Origin of the sequence: Streptomyces sp. NPDC057280, assembly GCF_042668605.1 — a bacterium.
GTDB lineage: Bacteria > Actinomycetota > Actinomycetes > Streptomycetales > Streptomycetaceae > Streptomyces.
In genome coordinates this window covers 72,521-96,274 of sequence record NZ_JBHUYR010000007.1, presented here as the reverse complement: position 1 = coordinate 96,274, position 23,754 = coordinate 72,521, and the positions used below count along the sequence as shown (strand labels likewise).

20 protein-coding genes are annotated in these 23,754 nt (G+C 72.2%); 13 read left to right on the top strand and 7 right to left on the bottom strand.

Features of this window, described 5'->3' with window-relative positions; genetic code table 11:
• Positions 1–497: 497 nt before the first annotated feature.
• The gene (locus ACFUO4_RS32805; RefSeq protein ID WP_383491722.1) at positions 498–4,268 is read left to right on the top strand and encodes a hypothetical protein; all 3,771 of its coding nucleotides are present in this window, start codon (positions 498–500) and stop codon (positions 4,266–4,268) included.
• Between the two features lie 7 nt (positions 4,269–4,275).
• Here the strand turns inward: ACFUO4_RS32805 and ACFUO4_RS32800 are convergent, their stop codons facing one another.
• Positions 4,276–4,449, bottom strand: a complete 174-nt coding sequence (locus ACFUO4_RS32800; protein WP_383491720.1) for a hypothetical protein — start codon at positions 4,447–4,449, stop codon at positions 4,276–4,278.
• A gap of 146 nt (positions 4,450–4,595) precedes the next feature.
• On the opposite strand from ACFUO4_RS32800, the gene ACFUO4_RS32795 reads away from it, so the two are divergent.
• Positions 4,596–5,939: a helix-turn-helix transcriptional regulator gene (locus tag ACFUO4_RS32795; protein WP_079311269.1), complete on the top strand. Its 1,344-nt coding sequence runs from the start codon at positions 4,596–4,598 to the stop codon at positions 5,937–5,939.
• 578 nt (positions 5,940–6,517) lie between these two features.
• Here ACFUO4_RS32795 and ACFUO4_RS32790 read toward each other — a convergent pair.
• Positions 6,518–7,294: a hypothetical protein gene (locus ACFUO4_RS32790; protein WP_383491718.1), complete on the bottom strand. Its 777-nt coding sequence runs from the start codon at positions 7,292–7,294 to the stop codon at positions 6,518–6,520.
• A gap of 270 nt (positions 7,295–7,564) precedes the next feature.
• Between ACFUO4_RS32790 and thrS the strand changes: the two genes are divergently transcribed.
• Both thrS and ACFUO4_RS32780 read left to right on the top strand, forming a co-directional pair.
• The gene (thrS, locus tag ACFUO4_RS32785) at positions 7,565–8,797 is read left to right on the top strand and encodes a threonine--tRNA ligase (protein WP_383491716.1); all 1,233 of its coding nucleotides are present in this window, start codon (positions 7,565–7,567) and stop codon (positions 8,795–8,797) included.
• A 28-nt stretch (positions 8,798–8,825) separates the two neighbouring features.
• Positions 8,826–9,785 (top strand): nucleoside hydrolase, encoded by a 960-nt coding sequence (locus ACFUO4_RS32780; protein WP_383491714.1) that lies wholly within the window; start codon positions 8,826–8,828, stop codon positions 9,783–9,785.
• Between the two features lie 89 nt (positions 9,786–9,874).
• Here the strand turns inward: ACFUO4_RS32780 and ACFUO4_RS32775 are convergent, their stop codons facing one another.
• On the bottom strand, positions 9,875–10,801 hold the full coding sequence (locus ACFUO4_RS32775) for an LAETG motif-containing sortase-dependent surface protein (protein WP_079311458.1): 927 nt from the start codon (positions 10,799–10,801) through the stop codon (positions 9,875–9,877).
• A gap of 269 nt (positions 10,802–11,070) precedes the next feature.
• Between ACFUO4_RS32775 and ACFUO4_RS32770 the strand changes: the two genes are divergently transcribed.
• Positions 11,071–12,759, top strand: coding sequence for a glycoside hydrolase family 13 protein (locus ACFUO4_RS32770; protein ID WP_383491712.1), 1,689 nt, complete (start codon positions 11,071–11,073; stop codon positions 12,757–12,759).
• 3 nt (positions 12,760–12,762) lie between these two features.
• On the opposite strand, the gene ACFUO4_RS32765 is transcribed toward ACFUO4_RS32770, so the two are convergent.
• Positions 12,763–13,494 (bottom strand): DUF4142 domain-containing protein, encoded by a 732-nt coding sequence (locus tag ACFUO4_RS32765; RefSeq protein WP_079311481.1) that lies wholly within the window; start codon positions 13,492–13,494, stop codon positions 12,763–12,765.
• Positions 13,495–13,763: 269 nt separating this feature from the next.
• Here ACFUO4_RS32765 and ACFUO4_RS32760 point away from each other — a divergent pair, with 269 nt between their 5' ends.
• A complete protein-coding gene (locus ACFUO4_RS32760) occupies positions 13,764–14,579 on the top strand; it encodes a carboxypeptidase regulatory-like domain-containing protein (protein WP_383491710.1) in 816 nt (271 codons plus the stop codon).
• 164 nt (positions 14,580–14,743) lie between these two features.
• The gene (locus ACFUO4_RS32755; RefSeq protein ID WP_314206668.1) at positions 14,744–15,418 is read left to right on the top strand and encodes a DUF6445 family protein; all 675 of its coding nucleotides are present in this window, start codon (positions 14,744–14,746) and stop codon (positions 15,416–15,418) included.
• 31 nt (positions 15,419–15,449) lie between these two features.
• On the opposite strand, the gene ACFUO4_RS32750 is transcribed toward ACFUO4_RS32755, so the two are convergent.
• Positions 15,450–15,929: a hypothetical protein gene (locus ACFUO4_RS32750; RefSeq protein WP_383491707.1), complete on the bottom strand. Its 480-nt coding sequence runs from the start codon at positions 15,927–15,929 to the stop codon at positions 15,450–15,452.
• A gap of 149 nt (positions 15,930–16,078) precedes the next feature.
• Between ACFUO4_RS32750 and ACFUO4_RS32745 the strand changes: the two genes are divergently transcribed.
• Positions 16,079–16,579 carry a hypothetical protein gene (locus tag ACFUO4_RS32745; RefSeq protein WP_079311463.1) on the top strand — a complete coding sequence of 167 codons (501 nt, stop codon included), beginning with the start codon at positions 16,079–16,081 and terminating at the stop codon, positions 16,577–16,579.
• A gap of 75 nt (positions 16,580–16,654) precedes the next feature.
• Here ACFUO4_RS32745 and ACFUO4_RS32740 read toward each other — a convergent pair whose 3' ends face one another.
• Positions 16,655–17,020 (bottom strand): DUF6479 family protein, encoded by a 366-nt coding sequence (locus ACFUO4_RS32740; protein ID WP_079311464.1) that lies wholly within the window; start codon positions 17,018–17,020, stop codon positions 16,655–16,657.
• 160 nt (positions 17,021–17,180) lie between these two features.
• Between ACFUO4_RS32740 and ACFUO4_RS32735 the strand changes: the two genes are divergently transcribed.
• Positions 17,181–18,239, top strand: a complete 1,059-nt coding sequence (locus tag ACFUO4_RS32735) for an NAD-dependent epimerase/dehydratase family protein (protein WP_079311465.1) — start codon at positions 17,181–17,183, stop codon at positions 18,237–18,239.
• On the opposite strand, the gene ACFUO4_RS32730 is transcribed toward ACFUO4_RS32735, so the two are convergent.
• Complete coding sequence (locus ACFUO4_RS32730) at positions 18,172–18,594, bottom strand: luciferase family protein (protein ID WP_079311466.1); 423 nt, start codon at positions 18,592–18,594, stop codon at positions 18,172–18,174. The two genes, ACFUO4_RS32735 and ACFUO4_RS32730, sit on opposite strands and share 68 nt — an antisense overlap.
• A gap of 219 nt (positions 18,595–18,813) precedes the next feature.
• On the opposite strand from ACFUO4_RS32730, the gene ACFUO4_RS32725 reads away from it, so the two are divergent.
• The 4 genes from ACFUO4_RS32725 (at position 18,814) to sigJ (ending at position 23,659) form a co-directional block, all read left to right on the top strand.
• Complete coding sequence (locus tag ACFUO4_RS32725; RefSeq protein ID WP_383491703.1) at positions 18,814–20,523, top strand: lysyl oxidase family protein; 1,710 nt, start codon at positions 18,814–18,816, stop codon at positions 20,521–20,523.
• 212 nt (positions 20,524–20,735) lie between these two features.
• Positions 20,736–21,860, top strand: a complete 1,125-nt coding sequence (locus ACFUO4_RS32720) for a sugar ABC transporter substrate-binding protein (protein WP_383491701.1) — start codon at positions 20,736–20,738, stop codon at positions 21,858–21,860.
• Positions 21,861–22,030: 170 nt separating this feature from the next.
• Positions 22,031–22,663 (top strand): Uma2 family endonuclease, encoded by a 633-nt coding sequence (locus ACFUO4_RS32715; protein WP_383491699.1) that lies wholly within the window; start codon positions 22,031–22,033, stop codon positions 22,661–22,663.
• Between the two features lie 42 nt (positions 22,664–22,705).
• Positions 22,706–23,659 (top strand): RNA polymerase sigma factor SigJ, encoded by a 954-nt coding sequence (gene sigJ, locus ACFUO4_RS32710; RefSeq protein WP_383491697.1) that lies wholly within the window; start codon positions 22,706–22,708, stop codon positions 23,657–23,659.
• The last annotated feature ends 95 nt before the right edge of the window (positions 23,660–23,754 follow it).

The following is a 23,754-nucleotide window of genomic DNA, read 5'->3' as shown; positions in this document are numbered from 1 at the left end:
AGGGTCGTTCTGCCGGGACTCCGGCGGTGACGACACCGAGACTGGAGTACGGGGAATTGATCGGCGGCATGCTCTGACCAGGTCGTTCAAACATTTTCGGGGCTTCGTCCACAGCTGTGGACGGCGCCCGCGCCACGCAAAAAGGCCGCCGGCGGACGGGGGGGCGTCCACCGGCGGCGGGCCGGCGGACGGGGGGCGTCCGCCGGCGTGTGCACCTCGGGGGGATGAGGGGCACGGACTCAAGACTGGCAGCCGGAGAGTTGATCGGCAGCCCGTCTGATCAGGGCAATCAATGCAGGTCGGGTCAGGGCGTGGTGCCGAACGCCGAGGGACTTGTCCCGTATGCCGGGTCGATCGACTTCGTGGCGGAAGGGGATTGATGGACGTCACATGCCGTATCGCCGGTATGTCACCTGTCGGCAACCTGGCCGTCACCGCGTGACTTGTACGTTCGTCGCGCTCGTCGTCCCGTTCGCGAGCTGTACGGAGGTGAGCGCATGGGGCGCCCGGAAAGACCCCTGGACCCGACGGCCGGTCCCGTCGCGCGGCTCGCGCATGAGCTGCGCGAGCTGCGCAAGGCCGCGGGCAGCCCCTCGTACCGGAGGATGGCCGAGGCGGCGGGCTTCTCCGCGACAACGCTGTCACAGGCCGCGGCCGGTGAACGGCTGCCGTCCCTCGCCGTCGTCCGGGGCTATGTACAGGCCTGCGGCGGCGACCCGGACGCATGGGAGCCGCGGTGGAAGGACGCCGACGCGGAGGTGGCGGGCGAGGTCCGCGACGACGACGAGGACGTGGTGCCGTACCGGGGTCTCGCCCGGTTCGAGCCGGCCGACCAGGGGCTGTTCTTCGGGCGGGCCCGGCTGACGGAGGACCTGCTCCGGCTGGTGTGCGGGCACCGCTTCGCCGCGGTGTTCGGCGCCTCCGGCAGCGGGAAGTCCTCGCTGCTGCGGGCCGGGCTCATCCCCCGGCTCCAGAAGGAGATCGCCGGCCGGGGGCGTCCGGCGGTGCTGCGGGTGCTCACGCCCGGCGACCGGCCCGCCGCCACCTACGGTCATCTGCTGACCCCGGCCCCGGACGAGCCGGAGAGCTGGGTGGTGGTGGACCAGTTCGAGGAGGTCTTCACCCTGTGCCGGGACCGGGCCGAGCGGACCCGGTTCATCGACCTGCTGCTCGCCGCCCGGGACCCCGGCAGCCGGCTGCGCGTGCTCATCGCCGTACGGGCCGACTTCTACCCCCGCTGCGGCGAGCACCGGGGCCTCGCGGACACGCTGAGCGGCGCCGGGCTGCTGGTCGGTCCGATGACCGCGCAGGAGCTGCGGGAGGCGGTGGTCAAGCCCGCGCAGGAGGTCGGGCTCCTGGTGGAGCGGGAGCTGACCGCGCGGATCGTGGAGGAGGTCCTCGACGAGCCCGGCGGGCTGCCGATGCTCTCGCACGCCCTGCTGGAGACCTGGCGGCGGCGCAAGGGCCGGGTGCTCACCCTGACCGCGTACCAGGCGGCCGGCGGGGTACGCGGCGCCATCGCGGCGAGCGCCGAGGAGGCGTACGGGCAGCTGACCGAGGAGCAGGCGGACGCCGCGCGGCGGCTGCTGCTGCGGATGGTCGAGCCCGGCCAGGGCACCCCCGACACCCGGCGCCCGCTGATCCGGGCGGAGTGCCGGGAGTGGGCGTGCCCGCACGTGCCCGTGGTGGTGGAACGGCTGGCCCGCGCCCGGCTGCTGACGGTCGACGAGGAAACCGTGCAGCTCGCCCACGAGGCGCTGATCACCAGCTGGCCGCGGCTGCGCGGCTGGATCGAGGAGAACCGGGAGCGGCTGCGCCACCACCGCCGGCTGACCGAGGCCGCCCGGGTCTGGCTGGAGCACGACCGCGACTCCGGCGCCCTGTACCGGGGAACCCGCCTGGACCGGGTGGCGGAGCTGTTCCCCGACCACGAGCACGACCGCTTCCTGACCGCGCCCGAGTGCGAGTTCCTCACCGCCGCGCTGGCCGCCCGCGAGACGGAACGCCGGGCCGCCGCCCGCGCCGCACGCCGGGCACGGGCCGCGGTGGGCGTCCTGTCGGCCGTCCTCGCGGTGGCGCTGATCACCGGTCTCGCCGCGTGGCGGCAGGGCCGGGACAACGAGCGTCACCGCGTCGACGACGCGGCCCGCCGGATCTCCTCCGTCGCGGAGAGCCTGGCCACCACCGATCCGCGCACCGCGCAGTTGCTGGGCGTCGCCGCCTGGCGCGTGTCCCGGCTGCCGGAGGCCCGGGAGGCGTTGCTGGGCGCGCTCGACCAGCAGGAACTGGACGCGTTCAGCGACCGGGCACCGGGCGACGGCCCCTTCCGCCGGCTGACGGACTCCGGCCGGACCCTGCTCAGCGTCGAGGGGAGCACCTGGCGGACCTGGGACGTGGCACGGCACCGGCGGATCGCCGAGGGGCGGCTGCCGGAGGCCGGCATCACGGTCGGGGCGAGCCCAGACGGGCGGCTGCTGGCCGTCTACGGACGGGGCCCGGGCGACGGGGTGCGGCTGTGGGACACGGCCGCCGGACGATGGACCGGCGACCAGCTGCCGGCGTCGTCCGTCGTGGACTTCGGCAGCAGCACGTACACCGTGCGCGGCCTGGACGAGCCCCGGGCGGCGGTGCACTCGGCCGCGGACGGGAAGCCGCTGTTCGAGGCGGCGGACACCGCGGCGCCGAGCGAGGACGGCGGGCTGATCGCGGCCTGCCCCCGCGGCACAGGCGACGCGCCGCAACTGCGGGATCTCACGGACCGGAGCACGGTGCACGGCCCCTGGGAGCGCGCAGGCGGCATCTGCGGCCGGAAGACCCTGCAACTGGTGCTCGGCGGCGGGGGCCGCCGGCTCGCCGTGGTGCTGCCGGGCGGCGTGCGGCTGTGGGACGTCCGGTCGGGGAAACGGCTGCCCGACCTCGCCCGCACCGGAGTCAGGTACGCGGCCTTCGACGCGGAGGGGAAGTTCCTGGCGCTCGCCGACGGGGAGGAGATCACGCTGTGGCGGCTGGGCTACGGCTCCCCGGTGTTCCGGTACTCCCTCGACAACCAGCACCTGGGCGGTCTGGCCTGGGACCCCACCCGCCCGGTCCTGCGCTATCTGGAGGCCGGCACGGTCCACACCCTGGACGTGGCGACGGCCGTGACGCCCGCCTGGCGGGACCGGCCGCTGGACAAGGTGCTGATCAGCCCGGACGGCCGCACGTTCGCCACCGCGCGACGCACCGGCCACACCTACCGCTTCGAACTGCGCGCCACCGGCGACGGACGCCTGCTCAGCACCCTGCCGCCCACCCCGCTCGGCGTGTCGCACGACCCGTCCCGGCCGGTACGTCCCGAATACACCCTCCCCCATCTGGCCTTCACCCCCGACGGCAAGGAGCTCGCCTACGCCGTGACGGCCCCCGGCTACGAGGCCTCCCCGCAGCGCCTCACCGTCTGGGACGTCACCCGGGGCCGGGTCCGCACGACACTCGACCTGGCGGAGAAGACCTCGGCCAAGGCGGTGATCACCATCGCCCTCGGCCCGGACGCCCGCACCCTCCACCTCACCCGCACCACGACCGTCGGCGACCTGACCAACGAGACCTGGGACCTCACCCGCCACCGCCGCACGGCCGTCCTCACCGGCCTGGCCAGCAGCCACCTGGCCGTCCGCCCCGACGGCCGCCTCCTCGCCGGCGACAACCGGACGGCGACCCTGCCGGGCGGCAGGACCACCGGACGCGACCTGGTGCAGGGCGACGAGATCGGCGCCCTCGCCTTCGCCCCGGACGGTTCACGGTTCGCGGCCGGGGACCAGACGGGCCGGGTGGGGCTGTGGGACGCGGCGCTCCGGCAGCGCGAGGGCATCCTGCCGAACGTCTTCCCACCGCTGTCCGACGGAGAGACCGGCTGGCCGGACGGCGGCCCCGACCCGATCAGCGACGACACCTCCGAGGCCGTCAGCGCCCTCGCCGTCAGCCCCGACGGCCGCACGCTCGCGGTGGGCGGCGAGGCGGGCAGCCTCCAGCTGTGGGACATCGCCACCCAGCAGCCGCTCGGCGGCCTCCTGTCCACCCCCGGCGACCCGATCGACACGGTCGCGTTCGGCCCGGACAGCGGCACGGTGTACGCGGGGAGCGCGCATGTGCCGCTCCAGCGCTACGTCATCGACCCGGTCCGGGCGGTCGCCTCGGTGTGCGCGCGGGCGGGAGCGCGCGAGCTGACGCGGGCGCAGTGGCGGACGTACGTGCGGGACGTGCCGTACCGCACGGTGTGCGGCGGCTGATGCGAGGTCAGCTCCGCCCGCCGTGCTCGACCTGCTGCACCTGGTCGGCCCGCTGGCTCGGTCCGTGCTCCACCGCCCGTGCGGGCCCTGCGTTCGCCGCCAGGACCAGGGCCGCCACGGCGACCACGGCGGCGATGACGCCCCTTGCGTAACGCTCGGTGGTGCTGGTGCGTTCGAGCACGACGACCTCGCAGTGACGACGGTGACGAATGCGGTGACGGTGTTTTCCCCGCCTATTTACGTACTGCCTATTAAGCAGGCTTAATACGCCGTTTAACCTAGAGCCCGGCGCAGCCTAACGGCAAGAGGTGCAAGGGGAGTTGGCCCATGTCCGACCGTGACGACCCGGAGATCATCGGGCGCAGGGTGCAGCACCTCCGGGTCGAACGCGGCCTGACCCAGCGGCAGCTGGCCGAACCCGCCTACACTGCCGCCTACATCTCCACGCTGGAGTCCGGCCGGGTCCGCCCCTCCGACCAGGCGCTGCGCCATCTCGCCGACCGCCTCGGCGTCGCCTTCGACGAGCTGGCCACCGGCCGCCCCGCCCGGCTCGTCACCGATCTGCGGCTGCGGCTCATCGAGGCCCAGCGCACCCTCGCCACCGGCGACACCGAGGAAGCCGCCCGCCGTTACGCCGCCCTGCTCGCCCAGGCCGAGGAACTCCAGCTCGCCGAGGCGCAGTACGACGCGCTGATCGGGCTCGGCGAGGCGGCCGTGGAGAGCGGTGAACTCGTCGAGGGGCGGCGGTACTTCGAGCGGGCCGAACTCGTCCTCGCCGACGCGCCGCTGCCCGCCCGGGTGCCCGCCCTGCGCGGCCGCGCCCTCGCGCACTACCTGGCCGGCGAACTCCGGTACGCCGTCTACCTGCTGGAGACCACACTCGACGAACTCAACCGCGGCGGCCTCCACGACCCGGACGCCCTGCTCCTCCTGTACGCCAGCATCATCGGCCCGTACATGGACATGGGCGCCCACGCCCGCGCCGCCCAGGCCGCCGAACTCGCCCTCGCGCTCGCCCCGCAGGCCGGCGACCCGGCGCTGGTCGCCCGCATGCACCGCTCGGTCGCCCGCACCCTCATCGCCGAGGGCCGCGTCGCCGAGGCCGACGCCTCCCTCGCCAAGGCGGCCGAGCTCTACCGCGGGCTGCAACTGCGTACGGAACTGGCCAACTGCCACTGGATGCGCGGGTACGTGTGCGCCCAGAACGGCGAACTGGAGCGGGCGGAGGCGGAGTTGAGGCAGGCGCTCGCCATGCTGTCCGCGAAGCGCGCCGCGCTCTATTCCAGCCAGGCCGCGGTCGAACTGGCCGACGTACTGCACCGCCGCGGCAAGTCCGAGGAAGCCGCCGCCCTCCTCCACGACGTCCTCGGCGACCTCTCCTCCGAACGCGGCGCCGTCCACTCCGCCGCCGCGCACCGCCTGCTCGGCATCATCGCGGAGGACGCCCGCGACCCGGAGACCGCGGAGGAACACTACGTCCGTGCCCTGAGCCTCCTGGAACGCGCGGGCGCCGCGGGCGACCTGGCCGACCTGTGCCGCCTGCTGGGCGACCTGCTCCGCAGGGAGGGCCGGGTGGAAGCGGCCCTGGACGCCTACCGCACCGGCCTGGGCCACCGCACGGCCCCCGGCACCACAACCCTGGGCCCGGCCCCGGCCCAGCCCCCTCTGTGACCGGCCCGCGCAGCCTCCTCGGGCCCCGGCCCAGCCCCCTTTGTGACCGGCCCGCGCAGCCTCCTCGGGCCCCGGCCCAGCCCCCCTCTGTGACCGGCCCGCACAGCCCCTCGGGGACCCCGCACCACCCCCTCTGTGACCGGCCCCGGTCTCGTGCTCGCGCGCCCCGCGTTGGTGGGGCGGCCACCGCCCAGGTGGCCGGGGGTGGCCGCCCCTTGCGAGGACCGCGGATCCCTGCGGGGTCCTCGCCCGACATCCCCGGCCCCGCTCGGAGCGGCGGGAGACGCCCCGGTCGGCGTCGCGGGATCGGGGACAGGTCATGGCGAGACGGGTGCTGACAGGTGTCGATGGCTGTTGACGGGTGTTGAAGGTCCGGGTCGGATCGCCCAGGCCACGGGGGTGAGGCGGCACGAGGACAGCGCCGGGAGCGGCTCCGGCACGGGATGGACGTCGTGGGCGGCCGCTTCCTGACTCGCACCACGACCGACGGTAGCGAGCCGCCCCCCGCCGTGTGAAGCCCCCTTCGGGAACGCCCTTTCGCTGATGCCGGGCGGGGCAAGGGGGCCGCGGCGAGACGTTCAGACCTCCACGCGGGCCTGCTTGCGCACGTCCGCCAGTCGCTGCGCGGCCAGTTCGGTGACCGCCTGGGTGACCTCGGGGTAGACGTCGCCCAGGCCGCCGTTGGTGAGGATCAGCGCGTCGTCGCCGACGCGTACGGCGGCCACGTCGAGGGTGAGCACGGTCTCGTCGCCGTCCGCGTTCTCCCCGGTGAGGGTGAGCCGCAACGCCTGCCGGGCGTCGCCGATGCCCGGCAGCCGCGGATCGCTGACGGCGGCGTTCTGGACGGCGCCGGTGGCGGTCGCGGCGGTGAACGTCCCGCACTTCTTCGGCAGGGTCTTCAGCCAGGCCAGCGTCCTGTCCACGTCGGCGGGCCGTACGGCGACGATCTGGTGGTGCAGCTGGGAGTCGTTCCAGGTGTCGTCGAGCCCGGTCGCGGCCCGCACCTGGGCGCCCGCGCCGAACAGCCGCTCGGAGTAGAGGGAGTCGAGCAGCTTCTGGCAGTCCGGCGCGTTGGCGGTGGCCTTGAGCAGCCCGTCCCGCCAGGTGGCGGCGCCCTCGGTGGGCGCCCAGGGTTCACCGAGGTCGGTGTAGGTGACGAGCGCGGCCTGCGCCTGGGCGGGGGTGAGGGCGGGGACGGACGCGGGGGTGGGCCGGGCGGAGGCGGCGGGCGCCGAGGTCCTGGCGGCGGACGGGGTGGCGGTGGCCGGAGCCGCCTTCTCCGTCCGGATGGCGGAGCAGGCGGTGGTCGCGAGGGGCAGCACGAGCGCGACGGCGAGAAGGACGCGACGGGTCATGCCCCCAAGGGATCACCGCGGCTGAGGGGGCACCACTGGTCCGGGCTGTATGGGTTACGCGACGGCCGCCGAAGAGCGGGAGAAAAAGCCGTCGCCCTCGGGCCGACCCCTTGTTACGGTCCCCCCATGAAGCGCGCCAACCCGTCTTCCACGACGACGCCGGACATGGTCCCGGCGCGCTGACACCTGAGCTGACGCGAACCCCGGGGCGAGTGCCCCGGGGTTCGTGCTGTGCGGCGGCGCTCGTCTCTCGATACGGAGGACAACGCCATGAACGCCGACAACCCCCGACACGACCACCGCCGACTCGGCCGTGACCTCGGCCTGTTCGACACCGACCCCCTCATCGGCGCCGGGCTGCCGTACTGGCTGCCGGACGGGGCCGTCGTACGGCACACCCTGGAGGAGTACGTCAGGGAGGCGGAACGCGGCGCCGGGTACCGGCACGTGTACTCGCCGGTGCTCGGGAAACGGGAGCTGTACGAGATCTCGGGGCACTGGGACCACTACAGCGAGGACATGTTCCCGCCCATGAAACTGGGCGGCGAGGACGTCGTGCTGCGCCCCAGCCTCTGTCCGCACCACGCCCTCATCTACCGGTCACGGTCCCATTCGTACCGCGAACTTCCCCTCCGCATCGCCGAGTTGGGCGGCATGTACCGCTCGGAGCTCTCCGGGGTGCTCGGCGGGCTGACCCGCGTGCGGTCCATCCAGCTCAACGACGCCCATGTCTTCTGCACCCTGGACCAGGCCGTCGAGGAGGCCCGCGCCGCCCTCGCGCTCATCCGCCGCGCCTACGCCGACCTCGGCATCCGCGCCGCCCGGTACCGGCTCTCCCTGCCGGGGGAGGGCGACAAGTACGTGGCCGACCCGGAGCTGTGGCGCCGGGCCACCGCACTGCTCGAACAGGTCCTGGACGGCGTCGAGTACGAGGCCGTCGAGGGCGAGGCCGCCTTCTACGGGCCGAAGATCGACGTGCAGATCGCCGACCCCGCGGGCCGCGAGTCCACCCTCTCCACCGTCCAGATCGACTTCCACCAGCCCGAACGCTTCGACCTGCACTACATCGGCCCCGACGGCGCGAAACACCGCCCGGTCATGGTGCACCGCAGCATCATCGGCAGCGTCGAACGGGCCGTCGCGCATCTCGTCGAGGAGCACGGCGGGGCGTTCCCGGCCTGGCTCGCGCCGGTGCAGCTGGTCGTGCTGCCGGTGGCGCAGGAGCAGTGTGCGCAGGCGGAGAAGGTCGTACGGCGGGCTCTCGACCTCGGGCTGCGGGCCGAGCTCGCCGGTCCGGAGCACGGCACCCTCGGCGCCCGGGTGCGCGAGGCGCGGCTCGTGCCGTACGTCGCGGTGGTCGGGCAGCGGGAGGCCGACGGCGAGCTGGCCGCCGTACGGCTGCGGGACGGCCGCAAGCCTGGGTCGGTGCGGGTGGACGAGCTGCTGCACCGCGTCCGGTCGGTCGTCGAGGATCGTGGCGCCGAACTATGGGCTGCTGCGTAAGGTCGGTGACACGACGGAAGGAGTCCCCGTGACCGCCCAGCCCCTCCCCGTGATCATCGACTGCGACACCGGCGTCGACGACGCGCTCGCCCTGCTGTTCGCCGTACGGCACCCCGGTCTCGACGTCCGCGCGATCACCTGCGTGGCCGGGAACACCGACGTCGACGGGGTCGTACGCAACACGCTGACCGTCCTGGAGACGGCCGGCGCCGGGGACATCCCCGTCGCGCGGGGCGCCGAGCGGCCGTTGATCGAGCCGGTGCGCACGGCCTCGCACGTGCACGGGCAGGACGGCATGGGCGACCTCGGGCTGCCCGCGCCGACCCGGCGCTCGGTGGACCTCGACGCGGTGGCCCTGCTGCGGCGCGAGATCCTCGCCTCGCCGCGCCCGGTGACCCTGATCCCCACCGCCCCGCTGACCAACATCGCACTGCTGCTGCGGACCCACCCGGAGGTGACCCGCAACATCGAGCGGATCGTGTTCATGGGCGGCGCGGTGGAGGTCGGCAACGCCACGCCGGTCGCCGAGTTCAACGTGTGGCACGACCCGGAGGCCGCCGCGATCCTGCTCACCGCGGGGGTGCCGATCACCATGTACGGCCTCGACGTCTTCCGGCGGGTCATCGTGCCCGCCGCGGACGTGCAGCGGCTGCGCGGCAGCTCGGACCCCCGGCTGCGGCTGGCCGGCGAGCTGCTCGCCCACCGCGACCCGGCCACCTCCGGCGACCCCACGCCCACCGGCGGCCTCGGCGACGCGGGCGCGGTGTGCGCGGTCGCCGACCCCGGCGGTCTCACCACCAGCCTCCTGCCCGTCGAGGTCTCCCTCGCCCCCGGCCCGACCCGCGGCCAGACCATCGTCGACCGCCGCCCGCGGCCCGGCGAGGCCGAGATCCACGAGGGCGAGCGCGAGCTGCGCCTGGTGGACGTGGCGTTGGACGTCGACGTCGAGCGGTACGTGAAGCTGTGGCTGGGTGCGGTGGAGGGCTAGGCAGCCCAGAACGCACTGGACGCACTGAACGCCGGGCAGGTCCCCTTGCCCGGCGTCCAGATGACGGTCGATTCCCTTGGCGGAATCCCTTACGCGCGCGTCGCCTTGCGCCGACGCGTCGCCAGGACGATGCCCGCACCGCCGGCCAGCAGCACGGCCGCGCCGCCCGCGATGATCGGGGTGTTGCTGCTGGCGCCGGTCTCCGCGAGGTCGCCACCGCCGCCGTTCGGGGTGGCGGCCGGGGCGGTGGAGGACGTGGACGCCGACGGGGTGTCCTCGCCCGCCGGGGTGGACTCCGAAGCCGACGGGGTCGGGGTCTCGGACTCGGACGCCGGCGGGGTGGTCTCCTCGGCCGGGGTGGACTCCGAGGCGGACGGGGTGGGCGTCGGGGTCGGCGACGGCTGGGCCGTGCAGTCCTTGGTGCCGCCGTTCCAGGCCGCGATCAGCTTGTCCTTGATGACCGGGTGGTCCGGGCCCTTGGGCAGGTCGCCGTGCTGGAAGCCGTCGTTGGCGTCGAGCTTGCCGTCGAACTTCGTGTTGCCCCGGTAGAGGTCGATCTGCGCGTAGCAGCCCTGGTCCGGGATGGCGATGTCGAGGGTGTCGGTCCCGCCGGCCTTGACGGTCACGGTGTCGAAGTCGTGGAAGACCTGCTCGCCGGAGGTGGCGAAGGTCGGACCGTGCGCCCGGTAGGAGGCGAGCGAGGCCGTGCAGGTGGACGCGTTGCCCGCGGTGCGGACCGTGACGTGGACCTTGCCGTCGTCGGTCGGCTTGAGGTTCTGGTCGTCGACCTTGACGGAGGGGAAGAAGTTCTTGCCGTCGAGGGAGAACTCGCACAGCTCGGTGCCGGTCTCGGTGCCGGCGCCCGTGCCGGGCTTGTAGCTGCCGCCGTCGTCCCAGCCCTTTCCGCCGGGGCAGTCGGTGGCCGAGGCGACGGAAGCGGTGAAGGCGCAGATGGCGAGCGTCGCGGCGCCCGTCCCCAGCAGGCGGCGCACAGTGACAGATCTCGCTATGGACATGCGTATCCCATCAGGGTGGAGTGAACCGAAAGGCGCTGTGGAGCGCTGCGGAGCGCAAAAGGGCGCTCGGAAACATTGGACCCATTGGTCACACGAGTCACACGCACAACAGCGTTCGGACATCGTGGATCTCCCGCCGGAACCCTGTCAACCTGCGGGAATACAAGGTTGGTTCGGCGGTCATCACAATTTCGCCACACAGGGAACGCGCTGCTCCACGAAATGCACGGGGTTCGCCCGTGCACAGCTGGGGACAGATTCCCCTTTGTATGTCTTTTCCGTCCGCACGGATCAGCCAGGAGCGCCGCGTGACCCCCGACCTCTCGTCCAAGGACCCGAACTGGTGGCGACAGGCCGTCATCTACCAGATCTACCCCCGCAGCTTCGCCGACGCCGACGGTGACGGCCTCGGGGACCTGAAGGGCATCACCGCCCGCCTCACCCACCTGGCCGCCCTCGGCGTCGACGCCCTGTGGCTGAGCCCCTTCTACCCCTCCGAACTCGCCGACGGCGGCTACGACGTCGCCGACTACCGTGACGTCGACCCCCGGCTCGGCACCCTCGACGACTTCGACGCGCTGGCCGCCGAGGCCCACCGCCTCGGCCTCAAGGTCATCGTCGACCTCGTTCCCAACCACAGCTCCCACCGGCACGCCTGGTTCCAGGAGGCGCTCGCGGCGGGGCCCGGCTCGGCCGCCCGCGCCCGGTACGTGTTCCACGACGGCCGCGGCGCGCACGGCGAACTCCCGCCCACCGACTGGCAGTCGGTCTTCGGCGGCAGCGCGTGGGAACGCGTCCCGGACGGACAGTGGTACCTGCACCTGTTCACCCCCGAGCAGCCCGACTTCGACTGGGGCAACGAGGAGGTCCGCGCCGACTTCCGCACCACCCTGCGCTTCTGGTCCGACCGGGGCGTCGACGGCTTCCGCGTCGACGTCGCCCACGCCCTCGCCAAGGACCTCGCCGAACCCCTGCGCGACCTGGGCGCACCCGCCCTCAGCGGCGAGGACGCGCTCACCGAGTTCGCCCCCGGCACCCACCCGTTCTTCGACCGCGACGAGGTCCACGAGATCTACCGCGACTGGCGCACGGTCCTCGACTCCTACCGCCCGCCCCGCATGGCCGTCGCCGAGGCCTGGGTCCCGAGCGCCGAGCGGCGCGCGCTCTACGCCCGCCCCGAGGAACTCGGCCAGGCCTTCAACTTCGCCTACCTGCAGACACCCTGGGACGCCGACGCGCTGCGCCAGGTCATCACCGACTCCCTCGCGGGTGCCCGCGCGGCCGGCGCCTCGGCCACCTGGGTGCTCTCCAACCACGACGTCGTACGCCACACCTCACGCCTGTTGCTCCCGCCGGGCACCGACGAGAACGCCTGGCTGCTGTCCGGCGGCCACGCCCCCGGGATCGACCCGGAACGGGGCCTGCGCCGGGGCCGCGCCGCGACCCTCCTCATGCTGGCGCTGCCGGGTTCGTCGTACGTCTACCAGGGCGAGGAACTCGGCCTGCCCGAGGTCGCCGACCTGCCCGTCGAGGTGCTCCAGGACCCCGTCTGGGAGCAGACGGGGCGGGTCCGCAAGGGCCGCGACGGCTGCCGGGTGCCGCTGCCGTGGACGCGGACCGGCCCCTCGTACGGCTTCGGGGCGGGCGGCGCCTGGCTGCCGCAGCCGGAGAGCTTCGCGGCGTACGCCGTCGAGGCGCAGGAGGGCGTCGAGGGCTCGACCCTGGAGCTGTACCGCACCGCCCTGAAGCTGCGCCGCAAGCTGCTTCAGGGCGAGACGCTCACCTGGGCCGCGGACGGCCCGCCGGGCGTGCTGGAGTTCGCCCGGCACGACGGCTGGCGGTGCGTGACGAACCTGTCGGACACGGCCGTCGCGCTGCCGGAGGGTGAGGTGCTGGTCGCCAGCGGCCCGCTGGAGGGCGGGCTGCTGGGACCGGACACCACGGTGTGGCTGGCGTAGCGGTCAGCCGATGGTCGGGCTCGGCGTCGCGCCCGCGCCCCCCTGCTCGCCCGGGATGGCGATCGGGGTGGACGTCGGGCTCGGCGGCGGGGTCAGCACGACCATGGGGGCGCCGGGCTGCGGGGCCGGCGGCGTCAGGTCGGTGTCCGGCAGCTTCGGCGGGGTGGTCTGCTGGAAGAGGGCCTGGTCGAAATTGACGAAGCCGGTCTTCTCCATGACCGTGATGTGGTCGAGGACCGTGTTGTTGGCCATGTCGGCCAGCGAGCGCACCAGCGAGTTCTTGGTGGTGGAGCGGATCTTGGCGATCGCGTTGAAGATCGAACCGTGCGTCGTGCGCAGGATGTTGGCGAAGTTCGAGTCGAACTCCCTGCCGTTGCTGGTCTCGATGGTGTTGACGAAGCCCTGCTGCTGCGGGCTCGCCACGTTCGGCAGCGTGACGTTGAGCATCGGGGCGATCTTGCGGCAGGCCGCGTCCAGGGCGGCGTGACCGTCGATGAGATGCCGGCCCGCCTCCTTGACCTCGGGGGTCGTGCCCTTCTCCAGTGCGACCTTCCCCAGCGGGTACTCCCACAGTCCCGCCGCCCGCACCTTGACCACGAAGTCGCGGTCCTGCTCGGTCAACGGCCCCCACTGCGTCTGTGCGATGACGCGGTCCTGGGCCGTGGCCGTCTTGCTGACTCCGAGCATCGTGGGATAGGCGAGCGCGACGATCGTCAGGCTGAGCGCACCGCCCACGAAGAGCGTTCCCGTCGCGTTCCGCGAAAAGCGCACCGTGGCTCCTGTCCGGTCGGGGGTCGTACGACCCTCTGTACGGACGAGGAGCCACGGTTGTTCATGCTGTGACAGGAGCCACGCGGGGTCTGCCACTTGAGGTCATGCCCCCCATCAGGCGACCGCTTCCGCCATACGGCCGCACAGCGCACGTGCCCCGGCACGGCACCCCGCGACAATCGCACCAGGGGGTGGGCCCGACCGACCTCGTCCGCACAGGGAGCCCGCACACGATGAGCAGGTCCAGGAACACCGTCGCCCTTGGCATCGCCTCCGCCCTCGCCGCGCTCGGCGTGATGACGCCCGCTCAGGGAGCGGAAAGCGCACGTGAACTGTGGGGAGACGTCACGGTCCTGCCCGGCCGGGAGGGCATCGTCGAGATCGCCGGGTACGAGGGGGGCGCGCTCGGCGCCGGGTCCCGGCTGACCCTGACCGCGCCGGAGGGCGCCGAGGTGACGCAGACGCCCCTGCGCGCCCAGGACTACCGGGGCCGGGTCGACGCCGACGGCGACAGCGCGTCGTACACCTGGTCCGGTCCGGCGAGCGGACGTCCCTGGCAGGGCCGTTCCTTCCCGTTCGTGCTGGCCGTGCCCGCCGACGCGGTGCCCGGCACCCGGCTCGCCGGCTGCGTGGTGCGTCTCACGGACGCGCGCGGCACCCGCAAGGACGTCGGGACCTGCGCGGTCACCGTCGGCCTGCCCGAACCGACCCTCACCCGCCCGGCGTCCGGGATCGCGCTCGCCGCGCGGCCGGTGACGGGCGGTACGGCCTACCCGGGGGCGCAGATCACCGTCCGGTACGAGGACACGAAGGACGAGGGCGTGACCGGGCAGGGCCCGGAGCCGGGCACCGAGGTGTGCACGGCGACGGCGGGCCGGGACGGCAGGTGGACCTGCGTCCCCTCCACCGCACTGCCGACGGGCCCGGGCCGGTTGCAGGCGACGGCGACCTTCAACGGGGTGACCGCGGTGAGCGAGCAGATCTATGTGGCGGTCGGCGGCGCCGGGCGGGCCGGGGGCCGTCAGGGCGGGGACGACCTCACGCAGTGAGCGTGACTGGCGAATTACTGAGTCTTGGGGTTCGTAATGCGGACGATTCAGTGCGTGACCTCCCGTATTCCGTCTGCACGTTGACCGTTCATTGACCGGTTCGCGGGGGAGTCCAGACCGGTTCGCGGGCGAGTCCAGAACCGGCCCGGCCCTAGATTCGGCGCATGCCCCCACACCCCTCCGGAACGCTGCCCGTTCTCCCGTACCGCAAGCCCACCAAGGGCCGCGACTACTGGGTCCTGGACGATGTCCTGCCCGACGCGCACGCCGTACGGGAACGGTGTCTCGCCAAGGACGACTGGGTGGAGGGATACCCGCACCGGCCGGAGACCTGGCCGGGGCTGCGGGCCATGCCCGGTCTGGAGCCGGGGGAGCTGGCCCGGGTCGAGCGGCTGGTGCGGCAGGCCACCGGCGCCAAGGAGCTGTGGGTGCAGTCGGCGCCCGGCGGCGGCACCCTCAACCACAACTGCGTCCAGGTCGTCGGCGAGGGCGAGAGCACACCCCGCCCGCACACCGACTCCCGCGCCCTGTGCCGGTACGCGGCGGTGCTCTACCTCAACCCGGGCGTCCCCAAGGACTGCGGGACCAGCTTCTACCGCCAGTCCCTGCCCGGCGGCCGGCTCGGCGGCAATGTCGTGCAGGCCCCGCACAACAACCTCGTCGAGGCGCTCGGCACCCGGTTCGTGGCGCCCGACGCGTTCGAGGAGGACGTACGCGTCCCGCACCGCTTCAACCGGCTGCTGCTCTACAACGCCAACCTCGTGCACAGCGCGACCGGCTACTGCGGTACGACGCTGGAGGAGAAGCGGATGACGGCGGTGTTCTTCTGGATGGCCTGAGCCGTCACGCCGGGTGGCCGCCGGGGCCTGCTCAGTAGCGGACCGCCCTCGCCACCTCGGCCTTCACCGTGCCGGACAGGTCGCGGTTGCTGCGGGCGGTGGCCTTCTGGGTGCCGCCCGCCGATACGCCGGAGACGGTGACCGCGGCCGCGTCGGCCAGGTCGCCGTCGGCGTTCCTGAAGTTCACCTGCACCAGGAACGACTTCTGCGAGCCGGCGGAGTTCCTGACGGTGATCTCGACCGTGGTGCGGCCGTCGGAACCGGTCCGCGGGGTGCCCAGGGTCACGTCGTCCTTGACGTCGACGCCGTTCTTGACGTCGTCGAACTTCTTCCCCGCCGCCGCCGTGGCCGACGCGAACACCTCCGTCGCCCGGGAGGCGGCGGACGCCGCCTTGCTCGCGACCGAGGACGGGGTGTCGTCGCCCGAGCAGCCCGTCAAGGTGGTCAGGGCCGTCAGCGCGGCGATCGCGACGAGCGTGATCGGGGCGCGGTGCGTCCGGTTACCGGTCATGTCCTCCAGTGAAGGTCCTCGCGCCCGCCGCCGCACTCGGGCCGTCACCCGAACGGCGCAGCCCCTCGGGCGCCGCCCCCGCACCGCGCGGATGGTCGAAGCATCACCGACACCGACGCGCGGACCCGCGCGAGAGACGGGGTACGGACATGACCCAGCAGCCGCACACGACACCGCCCAGCACGCCCACCACGCCGCCCGGGTGGGACCAGAGCCGGCAGCAGGCCGAGCCCGCTCCGCCGCCCGACCGCCCCGGCAGCGGCTGGGCCACCGGCGGAGTCGTCTTCGCCGGTGTGCTGATGCTGGTCAACGGTGTGCTGGCGATCCTCCAGGGCATCTCGGCGCTGGCCGCGGACGACATCTACGACCGGATCGGCGACTACGTCTACAAGATCAGCCTCACCGGCTGGGGCTGGATCATGCTGGTCCTGGGCGTGGTCCTGGTGGGCGCCGGCTACGGCGTCCTCAAGGGCGCCTGGTGGGCCCGGATGACCGGCATCTTCCTGGCGTCGGCGGCGATGGTGCTGCACTTCCTGTTCCTGCCGTACTCGCCCGTCTGGTCCGGGCTCATGATCGGCGTCGACTTCTTCGTGATCTGGGCCCTCGCCACGGCGCCCGACACCTCCGGCGCCCGGCGCGGCATGACCTGAGCGGCCTGAGCCGGGCCGTGTGAAGAGGGGCTGCCCCGCCTGACCGGCGGCGCAGCCCCTGCCGGGTGCCGGCTGTCAGACGTGGCCGAGTCCGCCGCTGCCGAAGCCGCCGCTGGAGCCCGGAAGCCAGCGTCTGCGGTTCTGGTCCTTTCCGCGTTTGGTGCCCGAGTGATGGAGCTGGTACGGCATGAGCCGTTCCTGCTCGGCGAGCGGGAGCTCGTCCGGTTCCCGCATCTCCCTGATCTCACGGATCGCGCCGGTGCTGGGCAGACTGGGCTGTTCCTCGGGGCGCGGCCGGGGGAGTTCCCGGTCCCGGACGCGCATCCCGAACTGTACGGCCCAGATCAGTGCCCCGGCGATGACCGCGCCACCGACGAATGCGGCGATCACGTTGAGCACATCGCTCCCCGCGGCCGCGACTACGAACGCTGCCGTACTCATATCGCAATTATCACCGAAACGGCCGAAAAGGGGAGTCCGGGCCTCCGGACCTCCGGGACCCCGGGAGCCCGGGATTCGGGGATTCCGCGGAGCACCCGCGCAGCACGCGCCCGCTCGCCATACTGGACGCCGACGACTCTGACCGGCGGGAGGAGCGCGGGTGGGCGACGTGGACACGGCGGCGCCGGTCCTGGTGACCGGGGGCAGCGGTTTCGTCGGCAGCCATCTGGTGAAACGGCTGCTGGAACGCGGCTACCGGGTGCACGCCACCGTCCGCTCCACCGCCCCCTCGGCCAAGACCAGGCCGCTCATCGCGTTGCAGGACCGATTCCCGGGCAGGCTCGACCTGTTCGCGGCGGACCTGCTCGTCGAGGGCTCCTTCGACGAGGCGGCGCGGGGCTGCGCGACCGTCTTCCACGTCGCCTCCCCGTTCCTCATGCCGGAGAAGATCAAGGACGGCCGGCGGGACGTCGTCGAACCCGCCCTGCTCGGCACCCGCAATGTGCTGGGCGCCGTCGAACGCACCCCGGCCGTCCGCCGCCTGGTGTTCACGTCCACGGTCGGCGCCATCTTCGGTGACTACATCGACGTACTGGAGACGATGAAGGACCAGGTCCTCACCGAGGAGTACGTCAACACCACCAGCACGGTGGCGAACAACCCGTACCACTACGCCAAGACGGTCGCCGAGCAGGCGGCCTGGGAGGCGGCGAAGGCGCAGGACCGCTGGCGGATGGTGGCCCTCAACCCGGGCCTGATCCTGGGCCCTTCCCTCACCCCCGCCTCCGAGTCGGGCAGCCTCTTCCTCCTGGAGGAGCTGTTCAAGGGCTACTTCTTCTACGGCGCCCCGGACTTCAGCTTCACCACGGTCGACGTCCGGGACGTCGCCGACGCGCACATCGCGGCGGCGGAGAACGAGGCCGCGCACGGCCGGTACATCCTCGCGGCGGAGACCATGAGTTCCTTCCACGACATGGCCCGCGTCCTGCGCACCGCCCACCCCCGTGACCTGCGCCTGCCCCGAACCCGCCTGCCGCACTGGCCGGTTCGGCTGCTGGGCCCCGCCTTCGGGCTGACCCAGGACTACATCCGCAAGCACCTCGGCATCCGCTTCCGCGTCGACAACAGCCGCAGCCGCACCGAACTCGGCGTCACCTACCGCCCGTTCGAGGAGACGATCCTCGACCACCACCGGGCCTGGCGGACGCCGACGGGATGACCGTCACCCGACGGAAGTTGCACACGTCCGTGGTGTCGGCCTGCGGCACCTGATGGGCCTTGAGGGCCATGCTGACCAGGCTCATCAGCAGGTCGACGTCGGTGTCGCAGTCCAGATGGACGGTGACCCAGCGGGAGCCGGGGACCAGCCGGATCGCCGTCGACTCCGCGAGGTCGACCCCGAAGCGGTCGAGTGCCCGGTCGGTGAGATGCAGGTCCACCTCGTGGGCGGAGTGGAAGTGCACGATCTCGCTGCGACCGGCGCGCAGCGCGCTTCCGGTGCCGCAACTGGCCTGCCCCGTGCGGAGGTCGGGCCAGACTCGCAGGCGCTCCAGGGCGCGCTCGGCCAGCGTCATGCGCCCATCGTCGCCTGCTCACCGCCTCGCAACCAGGGGTTGAGCAAAACGTAACCGTCCCTCCTTCGGAGGAACCCGGGCGGGACTTTCGGTTCAACAGGCAACCTCGACACACCATTTACCAGTCTCACAGGTTGCTCACAGAACCGGCCCAGGCGCGTTGGGGCGCGCCCGTATCAGCGGCCGTCCGGTGAGCTGTCCAGTCCGATGCCACTGACCATGGCACTCGCAGACGAGGAACCGATGACCAGTCAGCACCATCGAAGCCGCGCCCGACGCGTGGCGCTCGCCGCCTCGGCGGCACTCACCGTCGTCGCCACCGGCGCCGGGGCCGCTCCCGGAGCGGGTGCGGCGCAGGCCGCCACACCCGGCAAGCCGAAGCTGAAGCTGATCGCCGCGTCGAACGCCGTGACGCTCGACCGGTACGAGGGGGAACCGGGGGTCTACCTCGACCTCGGGACGTACGTCACCGTCGACAACGCGCCGCTGGAGTTCCAGGTGAAGCGCAAGTCGTACAAGGACCCGGTCGTCGCGCGGCAGATCCTGCGCGACGCGAAGGGCAAGAAGATCGGGAGCAAGGCCCTGCCCGCGGGGCTGGTGAAGGACTTCTCCGGACTGCCCGACTTCCTGGAGGTGTCCATCAAGAACGCGCAGGGCCAGGAGGTGGCCAGGCCCAAGGGCACGTTCTGCCCGAACAACGCCTCCGGCCGGCTCCGCCCGGACGCCCCGGCGACCTCGCACTACCCGGAGAGCTGCCCCACCAACCCCTTCACCCTCGGCTCGGTGTGGGGTGTCGAGAAGGGCTGGGCGGCCAACTCCTCGACCGTCGACTACGACAAGCCGGTCGATCTGCCGGCCGGTGAGTACACCGCGAAGGTGGGCGTCGCCAAGAAGTACCGCGAGCTCTTCGGCATCCCGAACGACCAGCGGACCATCAAGGTGACCGTCCGCCAGTACAGCGACGGCGGCGGCGAGGGCCGCGGCATGTCCGCCCTGCACGGCGGCCACGACATGAGCGGCATGAGCGGTATGGCGGGTCACTCCATGGCCCACCACTACGGCCCGCGCGGCGCCGACGAGCCCACCCCGGGCGCCCTCTCGCACGCGCTGGAGGACCGCGGCCTCGCCCACCACCTGGGCGACGGCACCGGCCACACCGACGGCTCCCGCATCGCGCCCGCGCTGAAGCCGGCGAGCCAGCGGCCCACCGGCCGGGCGGGCGCCCCCGCGGGCGTGCCCAAGCCCGACCTGCGGTCGCTGCCCGCCTGGGACATCGCCATCACCGACGGCGAGGACGGCGACGCGCCGGGCAAGGACTACCTCGCCTTCAGCGCCAACGTCTGGAACGCGGGACCGGCGCCGCTGGTCGTCGACGGCTTCCGCAAGCCGGGCGCCGACCTGATGGACGCCTACCAGTACTTCTACGACGCCAAGGGCAAGCAGGTCGGCTACGCGCCCACCGGCACCATGGAGTGGGACCCGCGCGTCGGCCACGAGCACTGGCACTTCACCGACTTCGCCAGCTACCGGCTGCTCGCCGCCGACCAGCACGAGATCGTCAAGAGCGGCAAGGAGGCGTTCTGTCTCGCCAACACCGACGCGATCGACTACACGGTGAAGAACGCCAACTTCAAGCCGTACAACACCGATCTGTCGACCGCCTGCGGCCAGCAGAACTCCATCTCGGTCCGTGAGGTCCTCGACGTCGGCTCCGGCGACACCTACACCCAGTACCGCCCCGGTCAGTCCTTCGACGTGACGGACCTGCCGAACGGCACGTACTACATCGAGGTCATCGCCAACCCGGAGAAGCGCCTCCAGGAGACGAACCTGAAGAACAACGTGGCCCTGCGCAAGGTGATCCTGGGCGGCGAGCCGGGCAAGCGCACGGTTCAGGTCCCGCCGATCGACCTGGTCAACGCGCCCTGACGCGGGCGTGAGCGACTGTGCGGGCCTCCCTCGGGGGCCCGCACTCCCGCTGTGCACGGGAATTGTGAAACATGGCGTGACGGGTGGGGGAGATTCCGCGCCCGACTGCTGGGAGCGGCCTGCGCGCGAGAGGCTCGGGATCCCGCAGGGCCGATGTCGCCGTGACGTGATCCGGCCGCCCTGCCGTGCAATCGCCCGGAAGGCCCTGGAACGTGAACGCTCGTACCCCCCACAGCACCGCCGCTCGTCTTGCCCTCGCCATCGGTTCCGCCCTCCTGCTCACCTCCTGCGGTGTCGTCGACGCCGCGGACGGCGGGGGCAGCACGCAGAGCCCGGCGAAGCGCGACGACCTCACGGTGGGGCTGCTCCTGCCGGACAAGGAGACGACGCGTTTCGAGAAGTTCGACCACCCCCTCATCGCGGCCCGCGTCGCCGCCCTCACCCACGGCAAGGGCAAGGTCCGCTCCGCCAACGCCGAGGCGAGCGCGAAGCGGCAGAGCAAGCAGTTCGAGCAGATGATCTCCGCACGGGTCGACGCCATCCTCGTGGACGCGGTCGACTCCAAGGCCATCGAGACGGACGTCAGGAAGGCCAAGGACGCGGGCATCCCCGTCATCGCCTACGACCGCCTCGCCCAGGGCCCGATCGACGCCTACATATCCCACGACAACGAACTCGTCGGCGAGGTGCAGGGCCGCGCCCTCATGGAGGCGCTCGGCGACAAGGCCGAGAGCAGCAAGATCGTCATGCTGAACGGCTCACCGGCCGACCCCAACAGCGCCCGCTTCAAGCAGGGCGCTCTCGGCGTGCTCCAGAACAAGGTCGCCATCGCCAAGTCCTACGACGTCGAGGAGTGGCTGCCGAAGATCGCCGAGGCGGACATGCGGAAGGCCGTCGCGGCCATCGGCCTCAACGACATCGCGGCGGTCTACGCCGCCAACGACGGCATGGCGGGCGCGGCGATCGACGCCCTGAAGAAGGCGGGCGCGACGAAGATCCCGCCGGTGACCGGCCAGGACGCCGACCTGCCGGCGGTCCAGCGGATCGTCTCCGGCGAGCAGTACATGACCGTCTACAAGTCGTTCCTGGAGGAGGCGAACGGCGCCGCGGACATGGCCGTCGCCAAGATCCAGGGCCAGGACATCATGTTCGACGCCCTCACCCAGGACACCGTGGACAGCCCGACCGAGAACGACATCCCCTCGATGCTGGTCCCGGTGGTGGCCCTGACCCAGGCCAACATCAAGGAGACGGTGATCAAGGACGGCGTCTACACGGTCAAGGACATCTGTACGGCGGCTTATGCGGCGCGGTGTGCGGCGATCGGTCTCACGTAGTCGTCGGACGGGGTTCTCGGCCGGGTCGGGGAGGGCGTAACGGTTCAGCACGCTCGTTCGAGTGAAGCGTGGGGCATCGCGGCGCAGGGGGCGTGGGCGGGGCCCCATCGTTCTGCCGGGGCACCCGCCGCGGGCTTAGCCTGGCATCAGCGTGATGAGGAGAACCAGGGATGAGTGCCGAACCCATCTGGGAGCAGCCGGTCATGGAGCAGCCGAAGCCGCAGGACCCCATCGATTTGTTGACCGCGCTCGAAAAGGCGTCCAAGACGCCGATTCGGCCGGAGTACATCGAGGGGATGGCCATCGTGCCGCCGACGCCGAACGACAACCACAACGAAGGCGCCTTCGAGCTGAGCTTCCAGTTCCGGGCCGCGGGCTTCCGGCTCGTGGGCATGGGCAACGGCTACCGGGCCGTCCTCAAGGACGGCGCGACCGCGGCTCTGCTCATCCCCGACTTCTACGTCCGTCGCCGCAAGCCGACCGAACTCGACGAGTCGTACCGCAAAGCCCACAAGGGCTGGTATCCCATCGACATGATCGAGCTCGTCGGCGAGGTGACCTCGACCAACCACGAAACGGACACCGGCCCGAAGCTCCGCGCGTACGCCGCCGCCGGGGTCCCCACCTACGTCCTCATCGACCGTCATTCCAAGACGGCCCACTGCTACACCCACCCGGTCCTCCCCGGCGACGACCCCACCGAGGCCTACTACGACACCGACACCAAGGTCAGCCTCGGTCAGACCCTCCCCCTCCCCGCGCCGTACCCCGCCCTGGACACCGCGGCGTTCAGCGCGGAGTGAGCGCCCTGGTCTGATCCACAACCGCCGCCTAGGGTCGGGGACATGTCTCCGACCGTGACGGACGTCGATCGTTTCGAGGCCTCCAGGTATCGCCTGCAGGCGCTGGCCTACCGTCTGCTCGGGTCCGTCGGGGAGGCCGAGGACCTCGTGCAGGAGACGTTCCTGCGCTGGCAGGCGGCGGACACCGAACGCATCGAGGTGCCGGAGGCCTGGCTGACCAAGGTCCTCACCAACCTGTGCCTCAACGAACTGACCTCGGCCCGCGCCCGCCGCGAGACCTGCGTCGGCCAGTGGCTCCCCGAGCCCCTCCTCGGCGGCGACCCCATGCTCGGCCCCGCCGACACCGTCGAACAGCGCGAGTCGGTGTCGTACGCCGTACTCACCCTCATGGAACGCCTGACCCCCAACGAACGCGCGGTGTACGTGCTGCGCGAGGCCTTCGACTATCCGCACCGCGAGATCGCCGAGATCCTCGACCTGACCGAGGCCGCCAGCCAGCAGCTCTACCACCGGGCGAAGAAGCACGTCGCCGACGGCAGGGCCCGCACGGCCCGCGAGGAGATCGACGAGGCCGCCGCCCGCCGGCTCGTCGAGGAGTTCCTCGCGGCCGCGACCAGCGGTGAGACGGCCTCCCTGATCCGGCTGCTCACCGACGACGCGACCAGCGTCGGTGACGGGGGCGGGAAGATCCCGGTCCGCGCCACGCCGTTCAGCGGTGCCGTGGCGGTCGCGAAGTTCCTGTGGAGCCTGTTCAGGCCCGCCCAGATCAAGCGGGACCACGCGGGCGGCCGGCCCGAGATGTACGCCTGGACGGCGAACGGCGAGCCCGCCGCGGTGGCGGTGGTGGACGGCCGGGTCGTAGGGGTGATGTGCCTGGAGGTCACCGCCGACGGCATCGTCGCGGTCCGCAACCAGGTCGACCCCGACAAGCTGACGCGGGCGACCGAGCGGTGGGCGGCGGTGGACCACGGGAAACCCCTGTTCCAGGCCTTCTGACACACCTGTGCGAGAGCAGTGACGCAGGTCACTTCCGGAAACTGTCAGGAATCCACGGGCTGTCCGGTTCAAGGTGCGGAACCGAACAGGAACGC

What these genes read in the sequence shown, in the direction of transcription:
- ACFUO4_RS32805 (WP_383491722.1), top strand. Translation starts at nt 498, where the DNA reads ATGGGGCGCCCGGAAAGACCCCTGGACCCGACGGCCGGTCCCGTCGCG.
- ACFUO4_RS32795 (WP_079311269.1), top strand. Translation starts at nt 4,596, where the DNA reads ATGTCCGACCGTGACGACCCGGAGATCATCGGGCGCAGGGTGCAGCAC.
- ACFUO4_RS32790 (WP_383491718.1), bottom strand. Translation starts at nt 7,294, where the DNA reads ATGACCCGTCGCGTCCTTCTCGCCGTCGCGCTCGTGCTGCCCCTCGCG.
- thrS (WP_383491716.1), top strand. Translation starts at nt 7,565, where the DNA reads ATGAACGCCGACAACCCCCGACACGACCACCGCCGACTCGGCCGTGAC.
- ACFUO4_RS32775 (WP_079311458.1), bottom strand. Translation starts at nt 10,801, where the DNA reads ATGTCCATAGCGAGATCTGTCACTGTGCGCCGCCTGCTGGGGACGGGC.
- ACFUO4_RS32770 (WP_383491712.1), top strand. Translation starts at nt 11,071, where the DNA reads ATGTCTTTTCCGTCCGCACGGATCAGCCAGGAGCGCCGCGTGACCCCC.
- ACFUO4_RS32760 (WP_383491710.1), top strand. Translation starts at nt 13,764, where the DNA reads ATGAGCAGGTCCAGGAACACCGTCGCCCTTGGCATCGCCTCCGCCCTC.
- ACFUO4_RS32755 (WP_314206668.1), top strand. Translation starts at nt 14,744, where the DNA reads ATGCCCCCACACCCCTCCGGAACGCTGCCCGTTCTCCCGTACCGCAAG.
- ACFUO4_RS32750 (WP_383491707.1), bottom strand. Translation starts at nt 15,929, where the DNA reads ATGACCGGTAACCGGACGCACCGCGCCCCGATCACGCTCGTCGCGATC.
- ACFUO4_RS32745 (WP_079311463.1), top strand. Translation starts at nt 16,079, where the DNA reads ATGACCCAGCAGCCGCACACGACACCGCCCAGCACGCCCACCACGCCG.
- ACFUO4_RS32740 (WP_079311464.1), bottom strand. Translation starts at nt 17,020, where the DNA reads ATGAGTACGGCAGCGTTCGTAGTCGCGGCCGCGGGGAGCGATGTGCTC.
- ACFUO4_RS32730 (WP_079311466.1), bottom strand. Translation starts at nt 18,594, where the DNA reads ATGACGCTGGCCGAGCGCGCCCTGGAGCGCCTGCGAGTCTGGCCCGAC.
- ACFUO4_RS32725 (WP_383491703.1), top strand. Translation starts at nt 18,814, where the DNA reads ATGGCACTCGCAGACGAGGAACCGATGACCAGTCAGCACCATCGAAGC.
- ACFUO4_RS32715 (WP_383491699.1), top strand. Translation starts at nt 22,031, where the DNA reads ATGAGTGCCGAACCCATCTGGGAGCAGCCGGTCATGGAGCAGCCGAAG.
- sigJ (WP_383491697.1), top strand. Translation starts at nt 22,706, where the DNA reads ATGTCTCCGACCGTGACGGACGTCGATCGTTTCGAGGCCTCCAGGTAT.